Origin of the sequence: Pectobacterium colocasium, from assembly GCF_020181655.1 — a bacterium.
Taxonomy (GTDB): Bacteria; Pseudomonadota; Gammaproteobacteria; order Enterobacterales; family Enterobacteriaceae; genus Pectobacterium; species Pectobacterium colocasium.
This window is the reverse complement of record NZ_CP084032.1, coordinates 1,493,125-1,514,141: the sequence shown is the minus strand read 5'-3', so window position 1 is coordinate 1,514,141 and position 21,017 is coordinate 1,493,125. Positions and strand designations below refer to the sequence as shown.

The 21,017-nt window shown below is 52.3% G+C and carries 19 protein-coding genes and 1 tRNA gene; 13 read left to right on the top strand and 7 right to left on the bottom strand.

The annotated features are described in order from the left end of the window. Positions 1 to 249: 249 nt before the first annotated feature. The 5 genes from fdnG to LCF41_RS06710 all read left to right on the top strand — a co-directional run bounded on the left by fdnG (position 250) and on the right by LCF41_RS06710 (position 7,644). Positions 250 to 3,297, top strand: coding sequence for a formate dehydrogenase-N subunit alpha (gene fdnG / locus LCF41_RS06730; protein WP_225087392.1), 3,048 nt, complete (start codon positions 250 to 252; stop codon positions 3,295 to 3,297). 12 nt (positions 3,298 to 3,309) lie between these two features. Beyond that, on the top strand, positions 3,310 to 4,218 hold the full coding sequence (gene fdxH / locus LCF41_RS06725; RefSeq protein ID WP_225087391.1) for a formate dehydrogenase subunit beta: 909 nt from the start codon (positions 3,310 to 3,312) through the stop codon (positions 4,216 to 4,218). Next, positions 4,211 to 4,846: a formate dehydrogenase-N subunit gamma gene (gene fdnI / locus LCF41_RS06720; RefSeq protein WP_225087390.1), complete on the top strand. Its 636-nt coding sequence runs from the start codon at positions 4,211 to 4,213 to the stop codon at positions 4,844 to 4,846. The genes fdxH and fdnI overlap by 8 nt, the downstream gene beginning before the upstream one ends. A 455-nt stretch (positions 4,847 to 5,301) precedes the next feature. Further along, positions 5,302 to 6,378 carry a sugar ABC transporter substrate-binding protein gene (locus LCF41_RS06715; protein WP_225087389.1) on the top strand — a complete coding sequence of 359 codons (1,077 nt, stop codon included), beginning with the start codon at positions 5,302 to 5,304 and terminating at the stop codon, positions 6,376 to 6,378. A gap of 15 nt (positions 6,379 to 6,393) precedes the next feature. Next, a complete protein-coding gene (locus LCF41_RS06710; protein ID WP_225087388.1) occupies positions 6,394 to 7,644 on the top strand; it encodes an LVIVD repeat-containing protein in 1,251 nt (416 codons plus the stop codon). A 59-nt stretch (positions 7,645 to 7,703) separates the two neighbouring features. On the opposite strand, the gene pgl is transcribed toward LCF41_RS06710, so the two are convergent. Further along, positions 7,704 to 8,702, bottom strand: coding sequence for a 6-phosphogluconolactonase (pgl, locus tag LCF41_RS06705; protein WP_225087387.1), 999 nt, complete (start codon positions 8,700 to 8,702; stop codon positions 7,704 to 7,706). Positions 8,703 to 8,946: 244 nt separating this feature from the next. On the opposite strand from pgl, the gene LCF41_RS06700 reads away from it, so the two are divergent. Next, on the top strand, positions 8,947 to 9,309 hold the full coding sequence (locus tag LCF41_RS06700) for a DUF4186 domain-containing protein (protein WP_225087386.1): 363 nt from the start codon (positions 8,947 to 8,949) through the stop codon (positions 9,307 to 9,309). Between the two features lie 107 nt (positions 9,310 to 9,416). Here the strand turns inward: LCF41_RS06700 and LCF41_RS06695 are convergent. Then, positions 9,417 to 9,504, bottom strand: a tRNA-Ser gene (locus tag LCF41_RS06695). A 273-nt stretch (positions 9,505 to 9,777) separates the two neighbouring features. Here LCF41_RS06695 and LCF41_RS06690 point away from each other — a divergent pair. Next, entirely contained in the window at positions 9,778 to 10,599 is an 822-nt protein-coding gene (locus LCF41_RS06690; protein WP_225087385.1) for a pyridoxal phosphatase, read from the top strand. Positions 10,600 to 10,671: 72 nt separating this feature from the next. Here the strand turns inward: LCF41_RS06690 and glk are convergent, their stop codons facing one another. The 5 genes from glk to LCF41_RS06665 all read right to left on the bottom strand — a co-directional run bounded on the left by glk (position 10,672) and on the right by LCF41_RS06665 (position 14,891). After that, a complete protein-coding gene (gene glk / locus LCF41_RS06685) occupies positions 10,672 to 11,637 on the bottom strand; it encodes a glucokinase (RefSeq protein ID WP_225087384.1) in 966 nt (321 codons plus the stop codon). 434 nt (positions 11,638 to 12,071) lie between these two features. After that, the gene (gene modC / locus LCF41_RS06680; protein ID WP_225088114.1) at positions 12,072 to 13,130 is read right to left on the bottom strand and encodes a molybdenum ABC transporter ATP-binding protein ModC; all 1,059 of its coding nucleotides are present in this window, start codon (positions 13,128 to 13,130) and stop codon (positions 12,072 to 12,074) included. Continuing rightward, complete coding sequence (gene modB, locus LCF41_RS06675) at positions 13,130 to 13,819, bottom strand: molybdate ABC transporter permease subunit (RefSeq protein ID WP_015839546.1); 690 nt, start codon at positions 13,817 to 13,819, stop codon at positions 13,130 to 13,132. The genes modC and modB overlap by 1 nt, the downstream gene beginning before the upstream one ends. Continuing rightward, entirely contained in the window at positions 13,819 to 14,589 is a 771-nt protein-coding gene (gene modA, locus LCF41_RS06670) for a molybdate ABC transporter substrate-binding protein (RefSeq protein WP_225087383.1), read from the bottom strand. The genes modB and modA overlap by 1 nt, the downstream gene beginning before the upstream one ends. A gap of 146 nt (positions 14,590 to 14,735) precedes the next feature. Further along, positions 14,736 to 14,891, bottom strand: coding sequence for an AcrZ family multidrug efflux pump-associated protein (locus LCF41_RS06665; RefSeq protein ID WP_010285329.1), 156 nt, complete (start codon positions 14,889 to 14,891; stop codon positions 14,736 to 14,738). A 196-nt stretch (positions 14,892 to 15,087) separates the two neighbouring features. Here LCF41_RS06665 and modE point away from each other — a divergent pair, with 196 nt between their 5' ends. The 6 genes from modE (at position 15,088) to LCF41_RS06635 (ending at position 21,015) form a co-directional block, all read left to right on the top strand. Beyond that, positions 15,088 to 15,879 (top strand): molybdenum-dependent transcriptional regulator, encoded by a 792-nt coding sequence (gene modE / locus LCF41_RS06660; RefSeq protein WP_225087382.1) that lies wholly within the window; start codon positions 15,088 to 15,090, stop codon positions 15,877 to 15,879. Between the two features lie 43 nt (positions 15,880 to 15,922). Continuing rightward, complete coding sequence (gene modF / locus LCF41_RS06655) at positions 15,923 to 17,398, top strand: molybdate ABC transporter ATP-binding protein ModF (RefSeq protein ID WP_225087381.1); 1,476 nt, start codon at positions 15,923 to 15,925, stop codon at positions 17,396 to 17,398. 198 nt (positions 17,399 to 17,596) lie between these two features. Next, positions 17,597 to 18,616 carry a UDP-glucose 4-epimerase GalE gene (gene galE / locus LCF41_RS06650; RefSeq protein ID WP_225087380.1) on the top strand — a complete coding sequence of 340 codons (1,020 nt, stop codon included), beginning with the start codon at positions 17,597 to 17,599 and terminating at the stop codon, positions 18,614 to 18,616. A 125-nt stretch (positions 18,617 to 18,741) separates the two neighbouring features. Continuing rightward, complete coding sequence (galM, locus tag LCF41_RS06645; RefSeq protein WP_225087379.1) at positions 18,742 to 19,788, top strand: galactose-1-epimerase; 1,047 nt, start codon at positions 18,742 to 18,744, stop codon at positions 19,786 to 19,788. A gap of 151 nt (positions 19,789 to 19,939) precedes the next feature. Then, positions 19,940 to 20,392: a hypothetical protein gene (locus LCF41_RS06640; RefSeq protein WP_225087378.1), complete on the top strand. Its 453-nt coding sequence runs from the start codon at positions 19,940 to 19,942 to the stop codon at positions 20,390 to 20,392. 269 nt (positions 20,393 to 20,661) lie between these two features. Next, positions 20,662 to 21,015, top strand: coding sequence for a copper-binding protein (locus LCF41_RS06635; RefSeq protein ID WP_225087377.1), 354 nt, complete (start codon positions 20,662 to 20,664; stop codon positions 21,013 to 21,015). Positions 21,016 to 21,017 lie beyond the last annotated feature (2 nt).

Genomic DNA, 21,017 nt, shown 5'->3' with positions numbered 1-21,017 from the left:
TTTTTCTGCAACAATTTCGCCACAAATCCCCGCTTATTTCTTTCTGGCTGACTCGCTGCTTCGCATGATTTGTAACCATGAAATAACAAAATCGTTATGCATTATAATATATAGCGAATAAAAAACATACCTCTTTATGGGTGCAATGGGGGGTTAAATACTTAAATTTTGATTTCGCGCAAAACCCACATTTTATGTGTTGTTAAATTGCTCGCAACAAAAATGACACATAATGACACAGGGAAACTAATGCAACTCAATAGAAGAGGTTTCTTTAAAGTTTGCGCGGGGGGAATGGCTGGAACCACTCTCGCGGTATTGGGCTTTACACCCACAGAAGCAATGGCATCAGTACGTCAATATAAGCTGTTACGCGCGAAAGAGACACGTAACAACTGCACATACTGCTCGGTCGGTTGCGGTGTGCTCATGTATAGCCTGGGCGATGGCGCCAAGAATGCAAAACCTTCCGTTTTTCATATCGAGGGTGACGCGGATCATCCAGTCAGCCGCGGCTCCCTTTGCCCGAAAGGTGCGGGTCTGGTCGACTATATCCACAGCGAAAACCGCCTGCTCTACCCTGAATACCGCGCCCCCGGCTCCGACAAATGGCAGCGAATCAGCTGGGACGATGCGATCGAACGTATCGCACGCCTGATGAAAGCAGACCGTGACGCCAACTTCCAACGGACTAACGCCAAAGGCGACACCGTCAACCGCTGGCTGACTACCGGTATGCTGTGTTCTTCTGCCGCCAGCAACGAAACGGGTATTCTCGACCAAAAATTTGCCCGTTCTCTGGGCATGATCGCCATCGACTGCCAGGCTCGCCTGTGCCACGGGCCAACGGTTGCCGCGCTGGCACCGACATTCGGCCGTGGCGCCATGACCAACAACTGGGTTGATATCAAAAACGCCAACGTCATCATCGTCATGGGCGGCAACCCGGCAGAAGCACACCCGGTCGGTTTCAAGTGGGCCGTTGAAGCAAAAACGCACAATAATGCGAAACTGATCGTTGTCGATCCACGTTTTAACCGCTCCGCAGCCGTTGCCGACCTCTACGCTCCCATTCGCGCAGGTTCAGATGCCGCCTTTCTGTTAGGTATCGTTAACTACCTCATTACACACGATAAAATTCATCATGAGTATGTGGTATCTTACACCAGCGCCAGCCTGATCGTACGAGACGATTTCAGCTTTGACGAAGGCTTGTTCAGCGGTTACGACGCACAAAAACGTCAATATGATAAATCCAGCTGGCAGTATGAGCTTGATGAATCCGGCTTTGCCAAACGCGACACCACGCTATCTCACCCGCGCTGTGTGTGGAACCTGCTGAAGAAACACGTTTCCCGCTATACGCCAGAAATGGTGACATCCCTGTGCGGTACATCCGCCAAAGATTATGAAACGATCTGTCGCACGCTAGCCGAAACCTGTGTACCGAATAAAACGGCGACGTTTATGTACGCCTTAGGCTGGACGCACCACACTAACGGTGCACAAATCATTCGTTCAGCGGCGATGATCCAACTTTTACTTGGCAACATCGGTATGGCTGGCGGCGGTATCAACGCGCTGCGCGGCCACTCAAATATTCAGGGTTATACCGACCTTGGTCTGCTGTCATTAAATCTTCCGGGCTATATGCCGCTGCCGTCAGAAAAACAAACGGATCTGAAAACCTATCTGGGACAAATCACGCCGACCGCACTGCTGCCCGACCAGGTTAACTATTGGAAGAACACGCCGAAATTCTTTATCAGCATGATGAAGAGTTTCTACGGCGATAATGCTCAAGCGTCGAATAACTGGGGTTATGACTGGCTGCCGAAGTGGGATCGTAGTTACGATGTTATGGTGCAAACCGAGTTGATGGTGGAAGGCAAAATGAACGGCTATATCGTTCAGGGCTTCAACCCCGTTGCTGCGTTTTCCAACAAAAATAAAGCGACAGAAGCCCTCTCCAAACTCAAGTATATGGTCATCATCGATCCTCTGGTCACCGAGACATCCACGTTCTGGCAGAACTATGGCGAATTCAATGACGTGGATACGAAGTCCATTCAGACTGAAGTTTTCCGTCTGCCTTCTTCCTGTTTTGCCGAAGAGAATGGCTCTATCGCCAACTCAGGCCGCTGGCTGCAATGGCACTGGGCGGCGGCTGAGCCACCAGGAGAAGCCCATCACGACGGCAAGATCCTCGGTAAACTGCTGATGCGCCTGCGTGAGCTGTATCGCGAAGAAGGTGGTACGTATCCCGATCCGTTGATGAACATCAACTGGAACTATAAAGACCCGGAAGATCCGACACCGGAAGAGATCGCTCGTGAAGCCAACGGCATGGCGCTGGCCGATATCTACGATGACAGCGGCAAACTGATCCTGAAGAAAGGCCAACAGGTCGCTGACTTCTCGCAGTTGCGCGATGACGGCTCCACATCCAGCTTCTGCTGGATCTATGCCGGTAGCTGGACGGAAGCGGGTAACCAGATGGACAGACGCGACAATGCGGATGCCGGTCTGGGCTGCACACCGAACTGGTCATGGTGCTGGCCGCAAAACCGTCGCATCCTCTATAACCGCGCTTCTGCCGACCTACAAGGTAAGCCGTGGGACAGCAAACGTAAATTACTGGAATGGAATGGTCAGAAATGGCAAGGCATTGATGTGCCTGATTTCGCCGCGACCGTACCACCGGGCAAAGACACCGGGCCGTTCATCATGCTGCCGGAAGGTCTGGCACGTCTGTTCTCCGTAGACAAGCTGGTCGATGGGCCGTTCCCTGAGCACTACGAACCGATCGAATCCCCTATCGGCACCAACCCGCTGCATCCATCGGTGGTGTCCAGCCCGGCAGCGCGTTTGTTTGAACGCGATGCGAAAACCATGGGCACCGCGAAGGACTTCCCTTACGTGGCGACAACGTACTCGATTACCGAATTGTTCCGTCACTGGACAAAACACGCACGTCTGAACGCGATTGTGCAGCCGGAACAGTTTGTTGAGATCGGTGAAAATCTGGCGAAGAGCAAAGGCATTAAAGCGGGCGATGAAATCAAAGTCTCCTGCCAGCGTGGCTACATCAAAGCCAAAGCGGTAGTCACCAAGCGTATCAAGACGCTGGAAATTGCCGGACGCAGCGTGGAAACCGTGGGTATCCCCTGCCACTGGGGCTTTGAAGGAACCACGCGTAAAGGGTTCCTGGCTAATACACTCACCCCAAGCGTCGGCGACGCTAATTCACAAACGCCTGAATACAAAGCGTTTCTGGTTAATGTAGAGAAGGTGTAAGGGTAGCCAATTATGTCAATGCAATCACAAGATATTATTAAACGTTCGGCCACCAACGGCTTTACACCGCCTCCGCATGTGCGTAATGACAAAAGCGAAGTGGCAAAACTGATTGATGTGACAACCTGCATCGGCTGTAAAGCCTGCCAGGTTGCCTGCTCAGAATGGAACGACATCCGCGATGAAGTCGGCCATAACCTCGGGGTTTATGATAACCCAGCGGATCTGAGCGCCAAATCCTGGACGCTGATGCGCTTTTCCGAAGTGGAAGAGAACGATCGTCTGGAATGGCTGATCCGTAAAGATGGCTGTATGCACTGTAGCGATCCGGGCTGCCTGAAAGCTTGCCCTTCCGCTGGCGCGGTTATTCAGTACGCCAACGGTATCGTCGATTTCCAGTCCGAGCATTGCATCGGCTGCGGCTATTGCATCGCCGGTTGCCCGTTCAATATCCCACGTCTGAATAAAGAAGATAACCGCGTCTATAAATGTACGCTGTGCGTCGATAGAGTCAGCGTTGGGCAAGAACCTGCCTGCGTGAAAACCTGTCCGACAGGTGCCATTCGTTTCGGTACGAAAGAAGAGATGAAGTATCTGGCGGAAGAACGTATCGCCGATCTCAAAAACCGTGGCTATGAGCACGCAGGCCTCTACGATCCGCAGGGCGTGGGCGGTACGCACGTGATGTATGTTCTGCACCACGCGGACAGACCATCGCTCTATCACAATCTGCCAGATAACCCGCAGATTTCCACGCCGGTCAATCTGTGGAAAGGCATTCTGAAACCGCTGTCCGCGTTAGGGTTTGTCGCCACATTCGCTGGGTTAATGTTCCACTACGTCGGTGTGGGTCCAAACACGGAAGAAATGGAGCATGAGCACGAGGGAGAAGACAAAGAAGGGGGAGACAAACATGAGTAAACCACAAATGATTTTGCGTACCAAGTTTATCGATCGCATCTGTCACTGGATTGTGGTGATTAGCTTTTTCCTGGTCGCACTCTCGGGTATTGCTTTGTTTTTCCCAACCCTGCAATGGTTGACGCAGACGTTTGGTACACCACAAATGGGACGTATTCTGCACCCGTTTTTTGGTGTGTTGATCGTCATTTGTCTGATTCCGATGTTCTTCCGGTTTGTTAGTCATAACATTCCGAAGAAGCGCGATCTGCCGTGGTTCCTCAACATTATTGAAGTGTTGAAAGGCAATGAGCATGAAGTCGCAGAAGTGGGTAAATACAATCCAGGTCAGAAGATGATGTTCTGGAGCATTATGGGGCTAGCACTGGTGCTGTTGATTACCGGTGTGATTATGTGGCGTCCTTACTTTGCCCACCTGTTCCCGATTGATATCGTGCGCTATGCCATTCTGATTCATGCGGTTGCAGCCATCGTCCTCATCCATGCCATTCTGATCCATATGTATATGGCGTTCTGGGTCAAAGGGTCGATCAAAGGGATGATTGAAGGCAAAGTCTCTAAACGCTGGGCGCGTAAACACCACCCGCGCTGGGCACGTGAAATGGAAGAGAAAGAAGCGAAGAAATAACTCGCTCTTTCTTCATCCTACCACTCACCTGAAATGCCGCGCCTCGCGGGCATTTCAGGCTGTTGACAAACCTATTTATCGAACGAGAACGGGAGTAACGGAATAGAAGAGTAAAGCGTTTGCGCCAGGGATGGCGCAATCCGAGCGTACAGGGATGTATTTACAGCGTCTTTACGATCTATCCGTTACTACCGCCATACGGACTTTGTCAGCAACCTCGAATGCCCGCCCTGCGGGCATTTTCTTTTTTATCCGCAGTCAGCACGAATCGTTATAACTTAAACCCAAACGTCATAATGCTCCCCTCTTTCCCGACTATCGCTCAGCGGCTATGATGCAGTATCATTTTTAAATAGACATCCAGACATAAAGACAGCTATAAAGTAATGACGCAGAGAACATAACAATACTGCAATCAACACGACATCAATTTATAAAACGCCATGGAGCTGATAATGAAGAGATTTACGCCCGCCCTGCTTGCACTGAGCTTACTGACTGCATTACCGGCACTGGCCAATCAGAACGCCACAATTGCTCCCGTTCCAGCGGCTATCGCCAATCATGATGGCCCGGTTCGCATCGCGGTTATCCGTAATCTGGGATCGGACGACAACACCACGCAGTTTGTTTCCGGCGTACTCGAAGAAGGCAAAAAGCTGGGCTTCAAGGTCAGCACCTTCCTGAGCAACGGCGACGATGCCCGCTTTCAGGATTTCGTGAATCAGGCTATTAGCCAGAAATATGACGGCATCATCCTGTCACAGGGGCGCGATCCCTACTCTACCGATTTGATTAAACGTATCGTCGACAGCGGTATTGCCGTTTCCGTGTTTGATACTGCCGTGAATGGCGACATTCCCGGCGTGACCGTTACCCAACAGGATGACACCTCGCTAACTAACGAGTCACTCGGCCAACTGGTGAAAGATTTCAACGGTAAAGCCAATATCATCAAGCTGTGGGTCGCAGGCTTCCCACCGATGGAACGCCGCCAGCTCGCCTATCAGCAGATCCTGAAAGCTAACCCCGGCATCAAGGAACTGGAATCGATTGGTGCCGTGTCCTCTGACGTACAGGGCGATACCGCCAACAAAGTTGGCGCGGTGCTGGCGAAATACCCGAAAGGCAAAATTGACGCAATTTGGGGATCGTGGGATGCCTTCAGCCAGGGCGCTTATAAGGCATTGAAAGAAAACGGCCGGACTGAAATCAAACTGTACAGCATCGACATCTCCAATCAGGATTTACAGCTGATGCGTGAAGCGAGCAGCCCGTGGAAAGTCAGTGTGGCGGTGGATCCAAAACTGATCGGTAAAGTTAACCTGCGTCTGGTTGCCAACAAGATAGCCGGTGAACCCACGCCAGCAACCTACGAGTTCCGCGCCGCAGCCATTCCGCAGGCGCTGTTAGCCAGTCAGGCTGGTGCAGTCAACGTCGCAGGATTAGCGAAAATCATCCCAGGCTGGGGTCACACGGATGATTTTATCGCACCGTGGTTTGCTACACTGGAAGCCAAACAGGCAAAATAATACGGAGATAACGTTATGGCATCGACTCCTCTGCCCACTCCTGATTACAGCCGCAATATGCGGCTGATTGGACACAGCGATCAGGGCGGCAGACCCGACGGCGTGCAGGTGATGGTTCATCGCGGCTACGCTTACATCGGGCACATGGTTTCACAAGGCGTGTCGATTGTGGATGTGCGCGATGCCAAAAATCCCAAGCCTGCGGGGTTTATTGCTGCCCCGCCCGGTACCTGGAATATCCACCTACAAACCCATGATGACCTGCTGCTTGTCGTTAACGCACGCGATTTGTTTGCCGATGCCAACTTCGCCGAGGAAAAGGTCTATTACACCCGCTCCGTCGCCAATACGGTCAGTACCAAACAGCAGGGCAAAAGCTGGAGCGCCGGATTACGGATTTTCGATATTTCAACGCCGGATAAACCGCGTGAAATCAGCTTCCTGCCGCTGGACGGCATTGGCATTCATCGCATCTGGTACGTGGGTGGACGCTGGGCCTACGTCTCCGCGCTGCTCGATGGCTACAGCGACTATATTTTTCTGACTATCGATCTGGCCGATCCACAGCGCCCTGAGGTTGCTGGCCGCTACTGGCTACCCGGCATGCACACCGCCGGTGGGGAAACCGCAAACTGGCCAGAGGGCAAACGTTATGCCCTGCACCACGCCATCATCAGCGGCGACACCGCCTATGGAAGCTGGCGCGATGGCGGGCTAACGCTGTTGGACGTGAGCGATCGCACCAATCCACAGCTCATCAGTCACCGTAACTGGAGTCCACCGTTTGGCGGCGGCACACACACGGCGCTGCCGCTGCCGGATCGCGATTTGCTAATCGTGTTGGATGAAGCCGTATTGGATAATCAGGAAGATGGCGAGAAGTTGATTTGGGTGTTCGATATTCGTGAACCGAGTAACCCGGTGAGCATCGCCACCTTCCCGCAGCCAAAAGAAACAGACTATGTGAAAAAAGGCGCACACTTTGGCCCACATAATCTGCATGAAAACCGACCCGGCAGCTTCATCAGTTCGTCACTGATCTTCGCAACGTATCAAAATGCGGGCGTGCGGGCTTACGACATCAGTAACCCGTACCAGCCGAAAGAAACCGGTGCGCTGGTGCCTGCTGCACCAGCCAGCATGGTCGATAAACGTCCCGGCAGGCCGCAGATTATTCAGTCCTGCGATGTGTTTGTGGATGCCGACGGCATCATCTACAGCACGGATTACAACGCGGGTTTGTCGATTATCGAATACCGGGGTTAATCGAAAAAAAGCCCTGCGGATAAATACAGGGCTTAATCTCAATGTTGTGCCTGGCTTGTTTAGTTCAGCGCCAGCACCGACACCCACATTGGCCCCTGACCGACGGCATAACGCGCCAGCGGTTGCAGATCGCCCGTGTTCTGGTCGATGTGATACACCTCGATGTGCTGAGATTTCTGCCCTGCTGAAATAAGGAACTCACCGGTATTGTCGATATTGAAACCGCGCGGCTGCGTTTCGGTTGGCTGATGACCCGCCAGCGTTAACGTGCTGCCGTCTTCAGACACTTGGAAAACACTCAGCAGGCTGGCAGTACGATCGCTGATGTACAGGAAACGGCCATTCGGCGTAATGTGAATATCTGCCGCCCAGCGCGTGTCGCTGAAACCTGCTGGCATAGCATCCAGCGTTTGTACTTTCTGCAAGTCGCCGCTGGCTGCATCCAACTGGTACACATCCACCGAGCTGTCCAGTTCATTCACACAATAGGCAAAACGCTGATTGGGGTGGAAAGCCATATGGCGTGGACCGGCACACGCTACCGTCGTTATTTCAGCCTGACGATGCTCGCTCAATTCGCCCGCCGTCCCCAGATCGTACAAACGGATGCGGTCTTCTTTCAGGCAAGGCGCCCATACAACACTGTTGGTTGGATCGACATTGGTAGAGTGGCATCCTTCCAATCCATCCAACTGCTGAATAGGCTCGCCAACGATGCCGTCAGCACCGATTGGGCTAACACTCACGCAAGCGCCACTGTAAGATGCGCTGAACAGGAAACGTCCGTCATTATCGGTCGACAAATGCGTCGGGCTGCCAGGTAAAGATGCCACACCTGCTTGCGTCAATTTACCCTGTTCATCAATACGATAGCTCAGAACCCGGAAATCAGGACGAACGCCAACATACAGGTGGCGCTTGTTCGGTGCGATCACCATCGGCTGAACTTGCCCTGGAACCTCAACGGTTTGCAATAATGTCAGATTTCCCTGAGCACCGAGTTGCCAAACATGAATCTGCTGGCTTTCCGGGCTGGCGACATAAACCACTTGCTGCATCGTATTCTCCTTGTTTCACGCGAATGTAGCGGCTCAGGAAGGCTCAAAAAGAGGTTCATCAGAAGGATAACGAACTTGCTCAACCTGACGCACGGTATACCATAAATGACTAATCACTTTATTCTACAGAGACATCGCAAGGCTACTATTGATTTAAGCAATGGCTGATTTAAGTAATGATTGATACGGCAGCGTCCGCATGTCCCTATTTTTTGCATCGTTCATGTTTTACGGACTTTAGGTTATGACCACGTTTGATTCGCTGTTTTCCCGGCTGTCGCGTTCCCCTTTCCGCCAGCGTTTTAAGTTGGGTGCCAAAGAGCGAGACTATTGCTACAGCAAAGGTAAAGAAACGATCGCCTCCCACGCCGCCGATTTTATCGCACGCAAACTGGCACCGGCGGATCCGGCCAATGATGGCAAGCAGACCCCGATGCGCGGCCATCCCGTATTTATTGCACAACACGCCACCGCAACCTGCTGTCGCGGATGTCTGGAAAAATGGCATCATATCGCCCAACACCAGCCGCTGAGTGACGAAGAGCAGCGTTATGTCGTCGGCGTAATTTTATACTGGCTGGAAAACGATTTGATTAATAGACGCTGAAGATGTAGCGATAATGAATGAAGAGATATTGCGACGGTAAATCGTCAGAGAGAATGAAGAAGCAGGAAATAACGAGATAAAAAAGATGAAGATTTGAATATTGAAAGTGGCGGAGGAGTAGAGATTCGAACTCTAGAACACTTTCGCGTCGCCGGTTTTCAAGACCGGTGCCTTCAACCACTCGGCCACTCCTCCGCAATGACGCGCACTATAAACAGTAAGCCGCACATTGTAAAGCAACGTTGTGGTCAACTGCTTAAAAAATAGATGATAAGCCGTTGAAAGCATAGAAAATCGACAATAGCGTTGTAAAATCGTCCGTTTAGCCCGATTTCCCACCGCCTCACGGCATCATTCGTCATCAAATAGATCTAAGACACTTTTATCTCGTTGTTGTCTGTCTATTTCTCGCCGCGTCCTTTATCGTAAGGTTAATTCGATATCCACATTTTTATTTGCGAGACAACGATGACCTACCGAGTAATTGCACTTGATCTTGATGGTACGCTGCTGAATCAACAGAAAAAAATCCTGCCCGAATCGCTTAGCGCACTCGCGCTAGCCCGCCAGCAAGGTATAAAAGTGATGATCGTCACCGGGCGCCACCACTCAGCCATTCACCCTTTTTATCAGGGATTGCAGTTAGATACGCCCGCTATCTGCTGTAACGGTACCTACGTCTATGATTACCAGCAGGGCCAGGCATCACACACCAATCCACTCTCTGTTGAACAGGCAAAAAACGTCATCGCACTGCTGGAGGAATGTGATATTCATGGGCTGATGTATGCTGATGACGATATGTATTACCAGTATCCTACCGGGCACGTCGTTCGCACGCTGGCATGGGCGGCTAACCTGCCGGAACAACAGCGCCCCCGCTTTGCGCAGGTGGAAAATCTGGTGCGCCAAACGGAAGCCTCCCACGCCATCTGGAAATTCGCGACCACACACGCCGATGTCCCTACGCTAAACCATTTCGCCGCGGAAGTGGAAAAGCAGCTCGGACTGGCCTGTGAGTGGTCATGGCAAGATCAAGTTGATATCGCTCAAACCGGTAACAGCAAAGGCAAACTGCTTCAGCAATGGCTTGGCGAACAGGGCATCAGTATGAAAGACGTCGTGGCATTCGGCGATAACTTTAACGATATCAGCATGCTGGAAGGCGTTGGATTGGGTGTCGCCATGGGCAACAGCGCCGATGAAATCAAAGCACGTGCCGATTTGGTGATTGGCAGCAATGAGGAACCCAGCATCGCAGATGTCATCCGCACCCGCATTCTGGCCTAACCAACGATGATGCAATCAGGCAAGCAAGCCGTATTAGGCGATTGCCTGATTGCGTTCAACGAACACGCTCACTTATAGCGCGTTGCCGAGCACCTGACGCAGGTAAGCGCCCGCTCCCATTAATCCCGGCTGTTCATGGGTAATCAGGTACACAGGGATATCCTGCATATAGCTCTTCAATCGTCCTTTGTCTTCAAAGGCTGCCCGAAAGCCGGAAGCTTTAAAAAACTCAAGAAAACGCGGCACGATGCCGCCCGCAATATAAACACCGCCAAATGTGCCTAAATTTAACGCCAGATTGCCACCAAATCGTCCCATGATGACGCAGAATAGCGACAGCGCGCGACGGCAATCCACATCCGTGTTGTTGACGGCCCGTTCGGTAATATCTTTCGGCTCGAGCGCCTCCGGCGTACGGTCATCGGACAGCACCACGGCACGGTAAATATTCACCAGCCCCTGACCGGAGAGTAAGCGCTCTGCGGAAACGTGCCCCAGCGACTGGCGCAATACCGCCAGAATGTTGTCTTCTTCATCGCTATTCGGCGCGAAATCCACGTGCCCGCCCTCACTCGGCAAACTAATCCATTGATTGGCAACATGAACCAAGTGAGCAACCCCCAGACCCGTGCCTGCACCATACACGGCGACGGGCTTACCCGGTACTGGCTCCCCGCCTCCGAACTGGAGCAGACTCTCACTCCCCAACACCGGCACCGCCATAGAAACTGCGGTAAAGTCGTTGATGACTTCAAAGTGGCGTAAGCCCAGACTCACTTTCATTTCAGCGATGGAAAATGCCCAGGTGTGATTCGTCATCGCCACCCAGTCACCGGTAATCGGACAGGCAATCGCGATACAGGCATCCTGCACCGTGACCTGTCGCGAATCGAGATAATCACGGACTGCCCCTTCCAAAGAAGGGAAATCCAGCCCGGAATACGTCTCGATTTGCGACAGCTCGCCCGTCATGGCGTCACACAGCGCCAAACGCGTATTGGTGCCGCCGACATCGCCCACTAAAACAAAGTGCGTCATTCTTCTTTTCCCCTCAAGCAAAGCAGATACCCGATCATTGCGCGAAAACAGCCAGCTACGCTATGGCTATATCACTTTCCAGTGATAAGGATCTCATTCGCGTCATTCAATGAATGACAGCTCAAGCTGGGAAACATGCGGTGACAGTGTTGCCGCAAGTGATTGTCGTCACAACATGTTGATCACCCTGACAATAGGGAAGAAAACGACGGTTAAAACGTCGTTACTGAGAAGAATGTCGATCGTGTAAGGCTTGAGAGAGCGAGGGCTACCACGGTGCGAGGCATCTATACGGAAGCCTCATCACCGTAGCACACGGCGATGAGGCTTCGAACCTGACAACATGCGTCCATAAACCACAGGCTACTGCCAGAAAGTCACGACTTTATTATCGACCAACTCACTGCAACAGAGAAAAACCGCATTGACCTCCATTACGCCGTAATGGACACGCTCTTAACCTGCGCATAGAGCGCTTGCCCGGGATGAAGTGCGAGATCGTCTCGTGCCCACGGCGTAATGCGGGACCACAGCGTCTGCTGACCAACCTCAAGTTTCACTTCAACCTGTCCGTCTACATCAAGGTATTCCACCACGCTGGCACACAGCACATTGCGGATACTGCTTTTTTCCGGCGGCTGTAGCACCAGAGAAACATCCGCCGCATTCACCCGAATGCGTAATGCAGCATCCTGCGGCAAGTCGACTTTACCGACCCACACCTGCTGGTCACCTAATGCCAGCGCCGTCATCGCGTAATGCTCATGTTGAGCCAACACGCGCGCACTCAGAATACTGCTCTGCTCTTCTTTCGGTAACCAGGGGCGTAGTGCGCTGCTGGCCCACACTTCTTCCAGAATCCCTTGTGCTTTCACTTTGCCTTTATCGAGCACTACAACATGATCGGCTAATCGAACAATTTCTTCCAGACTGTGGCTGACATACAGAATCGGAATCTTGACTTCTTTCGCCAGACGCTCCAGATACGGCAACAGCTCACGCTTTCTGGGCAAATCCAGCGACGCCAGCGGTTCATCCATGAGCAACAGCTCCGGCGCAGTCAGCAATGCCCGGCCAATCGCGACACGCTGTTTTTCTCCACCGGACAGCGTCCGTGGATAGCGATTCAGCAACGGTTCAATACCCAGTAAACCGACAATATCATCGAACTGCGATTCCATGACCTCAGCCATACCGTAGCGTAAATTGCCACGTACACGATAATGTGGAAACAGGCGAGCGTCCTGAAATACGTAGCCGATTCGACGCTTTTCCGGTGGAAGAAAAACACGCTGCTGCGTATCCACCAAGACATGCTCATTGAGCACAATCCGCCCGCTATCTGGGCGAGTCAGGCCAACAACGGCATTAATCAGCGAGGTTTTCCCCGCACCGGATACGCCAAAAATAGCGGTAATCCCGTTCGCGGGCAGTTCAGACTGAACGCGGAGTTCGAGGTTGCCCAGTTGTTGATGAAAATCGAGTTGCAGCATTATCCCCCCAACCGCTTGCGGCTCCAGTTTGTTAACCATTCCGATGCCAACAGCGCAGCCAGCGACAAGACAATGGCAATGATACACAGTCTTGCTGCATCAGCCTCCGCACCGGGCGTTTCAATCAGGGTATACATCGCCAGTGGAATGGTTCGGGTTTCACCGGGAATGTTAGAAACAAACGTAATGGTCGCGCCAAATTCACCCAGCGAACGGGCAAACGCCAATACGGTTCCAACAACGATGCCAGGAAAAGAGAGAGGTAATGTGATGGTGAAAAACACACGCCAGGGTGTGGCACCCAGTGTTCGGGCAGCCTGTTCCAGATGCTTATCGACAGCATCCAGTGACAGCCGAATCGCTCGAACCATCAGCGGGAACGCGACAATCGCCGACGCTAATGCAGCACCGCGCCAGCTAAAACTAAAGCTGAAGCCGAACCAGTCATAGAGCCAGGAACCGATTACGCCGCGTCTTCCCATCGCCACCAGCAGCAGATAACCAATGACCACTGGCGGCAACACCAGTGGTAAATGGATAATGCTATCTAACAGCGATTTGCCGGGGAACCGACAGCGCACCAAAATCCACGCCATCAGTATCCCAAACGGCAAGCTGCACGCCACAGCCACAACGGAAACTTTGAGGCTCAGCTCAACTGCCTGCCATTCGTAATCACTCAGCATCATTAACGCGGCGCGAAGCCGTAACGTTTAAATACAGCTGCTGCTTCCGGCGTTTTCAGGTAGTCATAAAACCCGGTAACCGCTGGGTTTTTATGTTCTTTTACGATCGCCATCGGATATTCGACAGGCTTATGGCTCGTTGCCGGGAACATACCGACAACTTTGACTTTATCGCTGGCAACCGCGTCAGAACCGTAAACAATGCCCAGAGGCGCTTCTTCACGTTCCACCAGCGCCATCGCTGCACGTACGTTGTTCGCCCGAGCCATCAGTGGGGAGAGTTCATCCCAGGCTTTCAGATTCTGTAACGCTTCTTTCGCATAGATTCCGGCAGGCACATGATCCGGGTCGCCAACGGCCAGACGTCCGCCTTTCAGCAGGCTTTTCCAGTCGGTTTTATCATCAATTTTGAGATCTTTCTGCGCACTGGCTTTCGGCGCAATCACCACCAGCTCATTGCCCAGCAGCGTGTGACGCGTGGTGGTATCCATCAGGTTTTTATCCTGCGCGTAGTCCATCCATTGTTGATCAGCAGAAATGAACAGATCGGCAGGCGCACCTTGCTCAATCTGGCGCGCCAGCGTTGAAGATGATGCGTAAGACGCTACAACGGCAACGTTTTTCTCTTTCTGATATTGCGTAGCAATGTCCTGCAACGCATTCGTCAGTGATGCCGCGGCGAACACCGTGACTTTATCTTCTGCCGCCGCAGGCAGCGCAATTCCTGCACTGAGGGTCAGTGCGGCAAACCATTTTAACCATTGCTGCTTCATTCTTGTCTCCTGACAATTATCGTTGTGTAAATAATGATATAACGAATCATAAAGCAGTGTCATGCGCTTTAAAGAGGTAGATATGGGGGGTAGAAAAGAAATGTCCGGCAAAAAAGCCGGACATCAAAATAGGAAAGGATCGTGAATCAGTGCTGATTCTTTGCGCGCTGACCGTCGGAATGACCGATACGGGACAACACGTTAAACACTTCGCCCAGGCAATAAATCGCGCCCATGATAACCACCATCATCACAGGAACCATGGCAACTGCAAACAGCAGGCTCTTCAACAACTCCAACATGCTTACCTCACTTATTGCAACGGTTACCGCTACTTTAGCTCGTCGAATGTGCTATTTCACTGTAAACCGAGATCGTCATTATTGCCACGTAGTCTACCGCAGTAATAGAAAATAGTGCGTCTATTTGTGCGATTTGCCCCTGATGAAGAAAATAGCGACAATACAGAGAATTAAACTCACCGACGGTGCCCTCACTATGCAGGCTGAAATTCTTCTCACCCTGAAACTCCAACAGCGTTTATTCGCCGATCCGCGGCGCATTGAATTGCTCAAGCAAATTCGTCATACCGGTTCAATCAGTCAGGGCGCCAAGCTAGCGGGGATTAGCTATAAAAGCGCGTGGGATGCCATCAATGAGATGAATCAATTGGCCGAACAGACCATCGTCGAGCGTATGACCGGTGGCAAAGGCGGTGGCGGGGCTCAGCTCACCCGCTACGGCGAACGTCTTCTCCAGCTGTACGATTTGCTCGCGCAGATTCAGCAAAAAGCCTTTGATGTCTTGCAGGAAGACGGACTACCGCTGGATAGCCTGCTGGCAGCCATCGCGCGTTTCTCGCTGCAAACCAGCGCACGTAACCAATTTTTTGGAACCGTGCTCGCACGCGGTGAAGAACAGGTGCAACAACATCTGGATATTTTACTCGCTAATGGTAAAACAACGATCAGCGCCCTGATTACGCAGCAAAGCGCCGAACGTCTGCAATTACAGAAAGGAAAAGAGGTGCTGGCGCTGATCAAAGCCCCGTGGATCGATGTGTACGCTGCCACGTCCGCTGCGCCCGCCGTTGATAACGTCTTGCCTGGGCGAATTGAGACCATTCAGCACGGTGTGGAAAACAGCGAAGTTCTGATTACGCTGACAGGGGGAGAAGCACTGTGCGCAATGGTACCGAACGCCCTGCTTGAGCAACAAAAGCTGCAACAGGGAACGGACGTGAATGCCTGTTTCAATGCTGATCGGGTCATCATCGCCACGCTTTGCTAACATTTACCAACATCGCTTATCGCCGACTGACGAAGGATAGAAAATGTCATTGTTGAAAATCACGCAGGGACTGTTTCGTCTCAGCGATACCCGCATGCTGCGTCTGGACGAACTGACGCTCGACGAAAACCAGTGCTGGGCCTTTGTCGGGGCCAACGGGAGTGGTAAATCAGCGCTGGCGCGGGCGCTATCCGGCGAGCTGCCGCTATTGCGTGGTGAACGAACAACGGAATTCCAACGCCCCGTTCGTCTGTCGTTTGAACAATTACAAAAACTGGTTTCTGACGAGTGGCAACGCAATAACACCGATCTACTGAGTGAAGGTGAAGATGACACTGGCCGCACGACGGCAGAAGTGATTCAGGATAGCTTCAACGATCCCGAACGTTGCCAACAGCTGGCACGCCAATTTGGTATTGCGCATTTGCTGGAGCGTCGTTTCAAATACCTCTCTACAGGGGAAACCCGTAAAGCGATGCTGTGTCAGGCGCTGATGCCCCAGCCCGACTTGCTGATTCTCGATGAGCCTTTTGATGGGCTGGACGTTGCCTCTCGCCAGCAGCTTGCTGATGAGCTGCGAAAACTGGCAGGCACGGGTTATATGCTGGTGCTTATTCTCAATCGCTTTGACGACATTCCTGATTTTATCAACCATGTCGGCGTACTGGCAGACTGTACCCTGACCCGCCTCGGCGAGCGTGAAACGATCCTCTCTGAAGCGCTGGTGGCTCAACTTGCTTTTAGCGAAAAGCTGTCAGGGAGTTCGCTGCCAGAACCCGAAGATCCGCTGCGCTACATGACACTTCCCGCTGACGAAGCGCGTATTCAGTTGCGTAACGGCGTGGTGCAATACAACGATCGCCCCATTCTGCATGCACTGACATGGGACGTACTGCCTGGACAGCATTGGCAGATTGTCGGCCCCAATGGCGCAGGAAAATCGACGCTGTTGAGTCTGATTACCGGCGATCATCCGCAAGGCTATAGCAACGATCTCACGCTGTTTGGCCGTAAACGCGGCAGCGGGGAAACCATCTGGGATATCAAGCGCCACATCGGCTATGTCAGCAGCAGTTTCCATCTGGATTACCGCGTCAGCACCAGCGTTCGCAACGTTATCCTGTCTGGCTTCTTTGACTCTATCGGTATTTATCAGGCTGTTTCCGACCGCCAGCGCCACCTGACCGAGCAGTGGCTCACCCTGCTTGGGCTTAATGGCGCGATCGCTGATACGCCATTTCAGTCGCTCTCCTGGGGTCAGCAGCGTCTGACGTTGATTGCACGTGCGTTAGTCAAGCACCCCGCCCTGCTCATTCTTGACGAACCCCTACAGGGGCTGGATCCACTCAATCGCCAACTGGTGCGCCGCTGGTTAGACATCCTGATTGGCGAGGGCGAAACGCAGCTCCTCTTTGTCTCTCACCATGCGGAAGACGCGCCAGAGTGTATTACACACCGGCTCACTTTTGTGCCTCACAACGACATCTATCGCTACCAAATTGATGAGCTATGTAAATAACACCTAAAAACAGGAATGATAACGCTACCACAAAATAAAATGTAGGGCAGAAAGCTGAGCTCATATACACTGTAGCCTACGCTTCACTAAATTTATTCGTAAATAAATCATCGATAACAGAGGCAGATTCTCGCTGTAGATCACCTTTTTCAGCGTCTAGCCATGTTATTTTGCAGCATTGCGATAATAGGGGTTATTATGAACGTTCTCGTCACAGGTGGTAGCGGTTACATAGGAAGTCATACATGCGTACAATTGCTGGCTGCTGGGCACACGCCGGTCATTCTCGATAACTTGTGCAACAGCAAGGCTAGCGTCGTTAAAACTATTACACGCTTAACCGACAAAACGCCCATTTTTTATCAAGGCGATATTCGCGACAGCGCGCTACTGGACGATATTTTCGCTAAGCATTCCATTGATTCTGTCATCCACTTTGCCGGCTTGAAAGCCGTGGGGGAATCGGTGCGTGAACCGCTGAGTTACTATGACAATAATGTCTACGGTACACTTGTGCTGGTAGAGGCAATGAAGAAAGCAGGCGTGAAAAACCTGATTTTTAGTTCCTCAGCCACCGTCTATGGCGATCAACCACGTACCCCCTATCAGGAAAGTTTCCCAACGGGCCACCCAGCCAGCCCCTATGGCCGCAGCAAGCTGATGGTCGAGCAAATCCTGCAAGACTTACAGCATGCAGAACCGGAATGGAGTATTACGCTGTTGCGGTATTTCAACCCGGTTGGCGCACATCCATCGGGTGAAATGGGCGAAGATCCGCAGGGCGTGCCCAATAACCTGATGCCTTACATCGCTCAGGTTGCTGTCGGACGTCGCGACTCGCTGGCGATTTTCGGTAATGACTACCCTACCGCTGACGGCACTGGCGTGCGAGATTACATCCACGTTGTCGATCTGGCTGACGGTCATATCGCCGCCATGAACACCCTGAAAAATCGTGCTGGCGTGCATATTTATAATCTGGGTGCAGGCATAGGCTACAGTGTATTGCAGGTCGTCGAAGCCTTTAGTCAGGCCTGTGGCAAGCCGCTGGCTTACCATTTTGCCCCGCGTCGTCAGGGCGATCTGCCCGCTTATTGGGCAGATGCCGAGCGTGCAGCGAAAGACCTTAACTGGCGAGTCACACGCTCACTGCAAGAAATGGCGCAGGACACCTGGCGCTGGCAGTCCAACCACCCCAATGGGTTCGACGAAGCATAACGGCGTTTTTTCACGCCGAGTGACAAATTAAGGGAAGCGTAGCAGAGCTAATTTCTGCAACCTTCCCCTATTTGAAACTATCGGCCAATCCTCTCTATCTTCTCAGACCTCTACAGGAGCAAGTCATGTTGAATGAAAGTCTCACTTCGCTGGCGCCAGATGGTCAGCCGTTTCAATTAACAACCTTGCAGAATCAGGCGGGCATGCGCGTGTGCCTGATGGACTGGGGGGCAACCTGGCTTTCCTGTGAACTCCCGCTGCCTGAAGGTGAAGTACGAGAGGTTTTATTGGGCTGTGCATCGCCCGAGCAGTATCCGCAACAAAGCGCTTATCTCGGTGCATCAATTGGCCGCTATGCCAACCGCATAGCCAAAGCCACATTCAGTCGAGAAACCGAAACGTTCCATCTGGTTCCAAACCAGAACGAGCACCAGTTGCACGGTGGCCCGGAAGGCTTTCACGCCCGTCGCTGGCGAATAGCCAGTCAGGATGCCGCGCAGGTGACGTATCAGTTGCACTCGCCGGATGGCGATCAAGGATATCCAGGGCATCTCAACGTACAGGTGACCTACGCGCTGACCGAACATAATTCGCTGGAAATTTCGTATCAGGCGACCGTAGAGAAAGCCTGCCCCGTCTGTCTGACTAACCACGCCTATTTCAACCTTGACGGCGATCTGACTGACGTACGTAAACACCAATTGCAGCTGTTTGCTGACTATTATTTACCGGTCAATAGCTCGGGAATTCCCAACGCTGACCTGACACCAGTAAACACGACCGGAATGGATTTCCGCCAGCCAAAAACGCTCGAAGAGGATTTCCTGCGCGACAGCGATCAAATGGCCGTCGGCGGTTACGATCACGCTTACTTACTGCATCGCACCTGCGCTTCCAGCGAGAGCCCGGCAGCTAATCTCTGGTCATCCGATGGCCGCGTGCTGATGAGCGTCTTCACCAGCGCCCCCGCCTTGCAGCTCTACAGCGGCAACTTTCTGGCTGGAACGCCTTCGCGAGACGGTGGTCAGTATGAAAACTATGCTGGCGTCGCGCTGGAAAGCGAATTCCTGCCGGACAGCCCGAATCACCCAGACTGGCCGCAGCCCGACTGCTGGCTCAAACCGGGAAAAGTCTACCGTTCGGATACTACGTACCAGTTTCTCGTACAGTAACCGAACCGCAAAAGATAATTAACCCATTGATAACATTGGCAGATAGGGTTCTGCCAATTTACTACACGACTTTACAAAACTATGCCATTCCCCGCTTGCTCGCTTCCAGTTCAGACGCTTACACTTCTATGACATCCAAAAAGGGAATGCCATGTCCGCATCATCACGGTCTCCATTACTCATTCATCATCTGCGCCATAAAGGCAGGTGGGGATGGCTATTGGCGATGTGCTGGCTTTTCCTGAATGCACAACTGGATATCGCAGGTCACCAATGCGATATGACGCTCAGCCAGACATCCCCCGCTCTTCAGCATCAGGCACATCTGCAACAGGCTGACGTTCAGCCATTATCGTCTCACGCTCAGCATACGGCTGAAGCGTCTTACACTGCCGACCAGCAAACATCACTGTGCGAAAAGCACTGCATACCGGATAGCGTTAAGCAGGATAACGGTTCGCTGGCATTACTCGCACTGCCGGTCAGCGGTGAGCTGGTTTTAGCAGACAACCCTGTCACCCTTAATCAGGCATGCGATGCCTGGCTCTCTCCTCCCGCAGCTGGCCCGCCAGCTGAGATCCGCTTCTGTCGATTCAGAGAATAACCCAAGCGATTGATAACCCCTGCGCCAGCGAGCGCAATACCTTGTTTATCAATTATTTTTACACTCCAAATAATTCGAGTTTCAGGACAAAACGTTAGCGTTTTGAACAACGCAAAGCGTTGGCCCGCAGGGCGAGGCTCATTTATGCGCCTCGTAACGCGGCAAGAGAAGGCATCCCGATGAGCTTACTCAGGTAAGTGATTCGGGTGACTGAACGCGGCCAACGCACATGCAACTTGAAGTATTACGAGTATATTGGGATTATTTTTATGCATATCACTTATCTGGCTCTGATTAGCGGCCTGCTTTTTTCTGTTTCTTCCGTTACCTTTTCCGCGTGGGCAAACGACCACCAGCATCACGCGATGATGCATACCACACCTCCTGCGGCCACTCCCGTTGTTTATCAGAGCACCGGGATGGTTAAACAGTGGAACGCCAATAGCGTGACGATCTCTCACGCCCCCATCGCCGACCTAAAATGGCCGGCTATGACGATGGCCTTCACGCTGCCATCAGAGGGAAAAATAGCGCCGTTACCCATCAACACGTCCGTTTCGTTCAGCTTTATCCAGAACGACAACGGCTACATTCTGACCGCGATTACACCACAGCAGCCTTAACC

What these genes read in the sequence shown, in the direction of transcription:
- galM (WP_225087379.1), top strand. Translation starts at nt 18,742, where the DNA reads ATGTTGAATGAAAGTCTCACTTCGCTGGCGCCAGATGGTCAGCCGTTT.
- modC (WP_225088114.1), bottom strand. Translation starts at nt 13,130, where the DNA reads ATGCTGCAACTCGATTTTCATCAACAACTGGGCAACCTCGAACTCCGC.
- galE (WP_225087380.1), top strand. Translation starts at nt 17,597, where the DNA reads ATGAACGTTCTCGTCACAGGTGGTAGCGGTTACATAGGAAGTCATACA.
- modB (WP_015839546.1), bottom strand. Translation starts at nt 13,819, where the DNA reads ATGATGCTGAGTGATTACGAATGGCAGGCAGTTGAGCTGAGCCTCAAA.
- LCF41_RS06635 (WP_225087377.1), top strand. Translation starts at nt 20,662, where the DNA reads ATGCATATCACTTATCTGGCTCTGATTAGCGGCCTGCTTTTTTCTGTT.
- LCF41_RS06715 (WP_225087389.1), top strand. Translation starts at nt 5,302, where the DNA reads ATGAAGAGATTTACGCCCGCCCTGCTTGCACTGAGCTTACTGACTGCA.
- modF (WP_225087381.1), top strand. Translation starts at nt 15,923, where the DNA reads ATGTCATTGTTGAAAATCACGCAGGGACTGTTTCGTCTCAGCGATACC.
- modA (WP_225087383.1), bottom strand. Translation starts at nt 14,589, where the DNA reads ATGAAGCAGCAATGGTTAAAATGGTTTGCCGCACTGACCCTCAGTGCA.
- LCF41_RS06710 (WP_225087388.1), top strand. Translation starts at nt 6,394, where the DNA reads ATGGCATCGACTCCTCTGCCCACTCCTGATTACAGCCGCAATATGCGG.
- LCF41_RS06665 (WP_010285329.1), bottom strand. Translation starts at nt 14,891, where the DNA reads ATGTTGGAGTTGTTGAAGAGCCTGCTGTTTGCAGTTGCCATGGTTCCT.
- modE (WP_225087382.1), top strand. Translation starts at nt 15,088, where the DNA reads ATGCAGGCTGAAATTCTTCTCACCCTGAAACTCCAACAGCGTTTATTC.
- pgl (WP_225087387.1), bottom strand. Translation starts at nt 8,702, where the DNA reads ATGCAGCAAGTGGTTTATGTCGCCAGCCCGGAAAGCCAGCAGATTCAT.
- fdnI (WP_225087390.1), top strand. Translation starts at nt 4,211, where the DNA reads ATGAGTAAACCACAAATGATTTTGCGTACCAAGTTTATCGATCGCATC.
- LCF41_RS06640 (WP_225087378.1), top strand. Translation starts at nt 19,940, where the DNA reads ATGTCCGCATCATCACGGTCTCCATTACTCATTCATCATCTGCGCCAT.
- fdnG (WP_225087392.1), top strand. Translation starts at nt 250, where the DNA reads ATGCAACTCAATAGAAGAGGTTTCTTTAAAGTTTGCGCGGGGGGAATG.
- LCF41_RS06690 (WP_225087385.1), top strand. Translation starts at nt 9,778, where the DNA reads ATGACCTACCGAGTAATTGCACTTGATCTTGATGGTACGCTGCTGAAT.
- glk (WP_225087384.1), bottom strand. Translation starts at nt 11,637, where the DNA reads ATGACGCACTTTGTTTTAGTGGGCGATGTCGGCGGCACCAATACGCGT.
- fdxH (WP_225087391.1), top strand. Translation starts at nt 3,310, where the DNA reads ATGTCAATGCAATCACAAGATATTATTAAACGTTCGGCCACCAACGGC.
- LCF41_RS06700 (WP_225087386.1), top strand. Translation starts at nt 8,947, where the DNA reads ATGACCACGTTTGATTCGCTGTTTTCCCGGCTGTCGCGTTCCCCTTTC.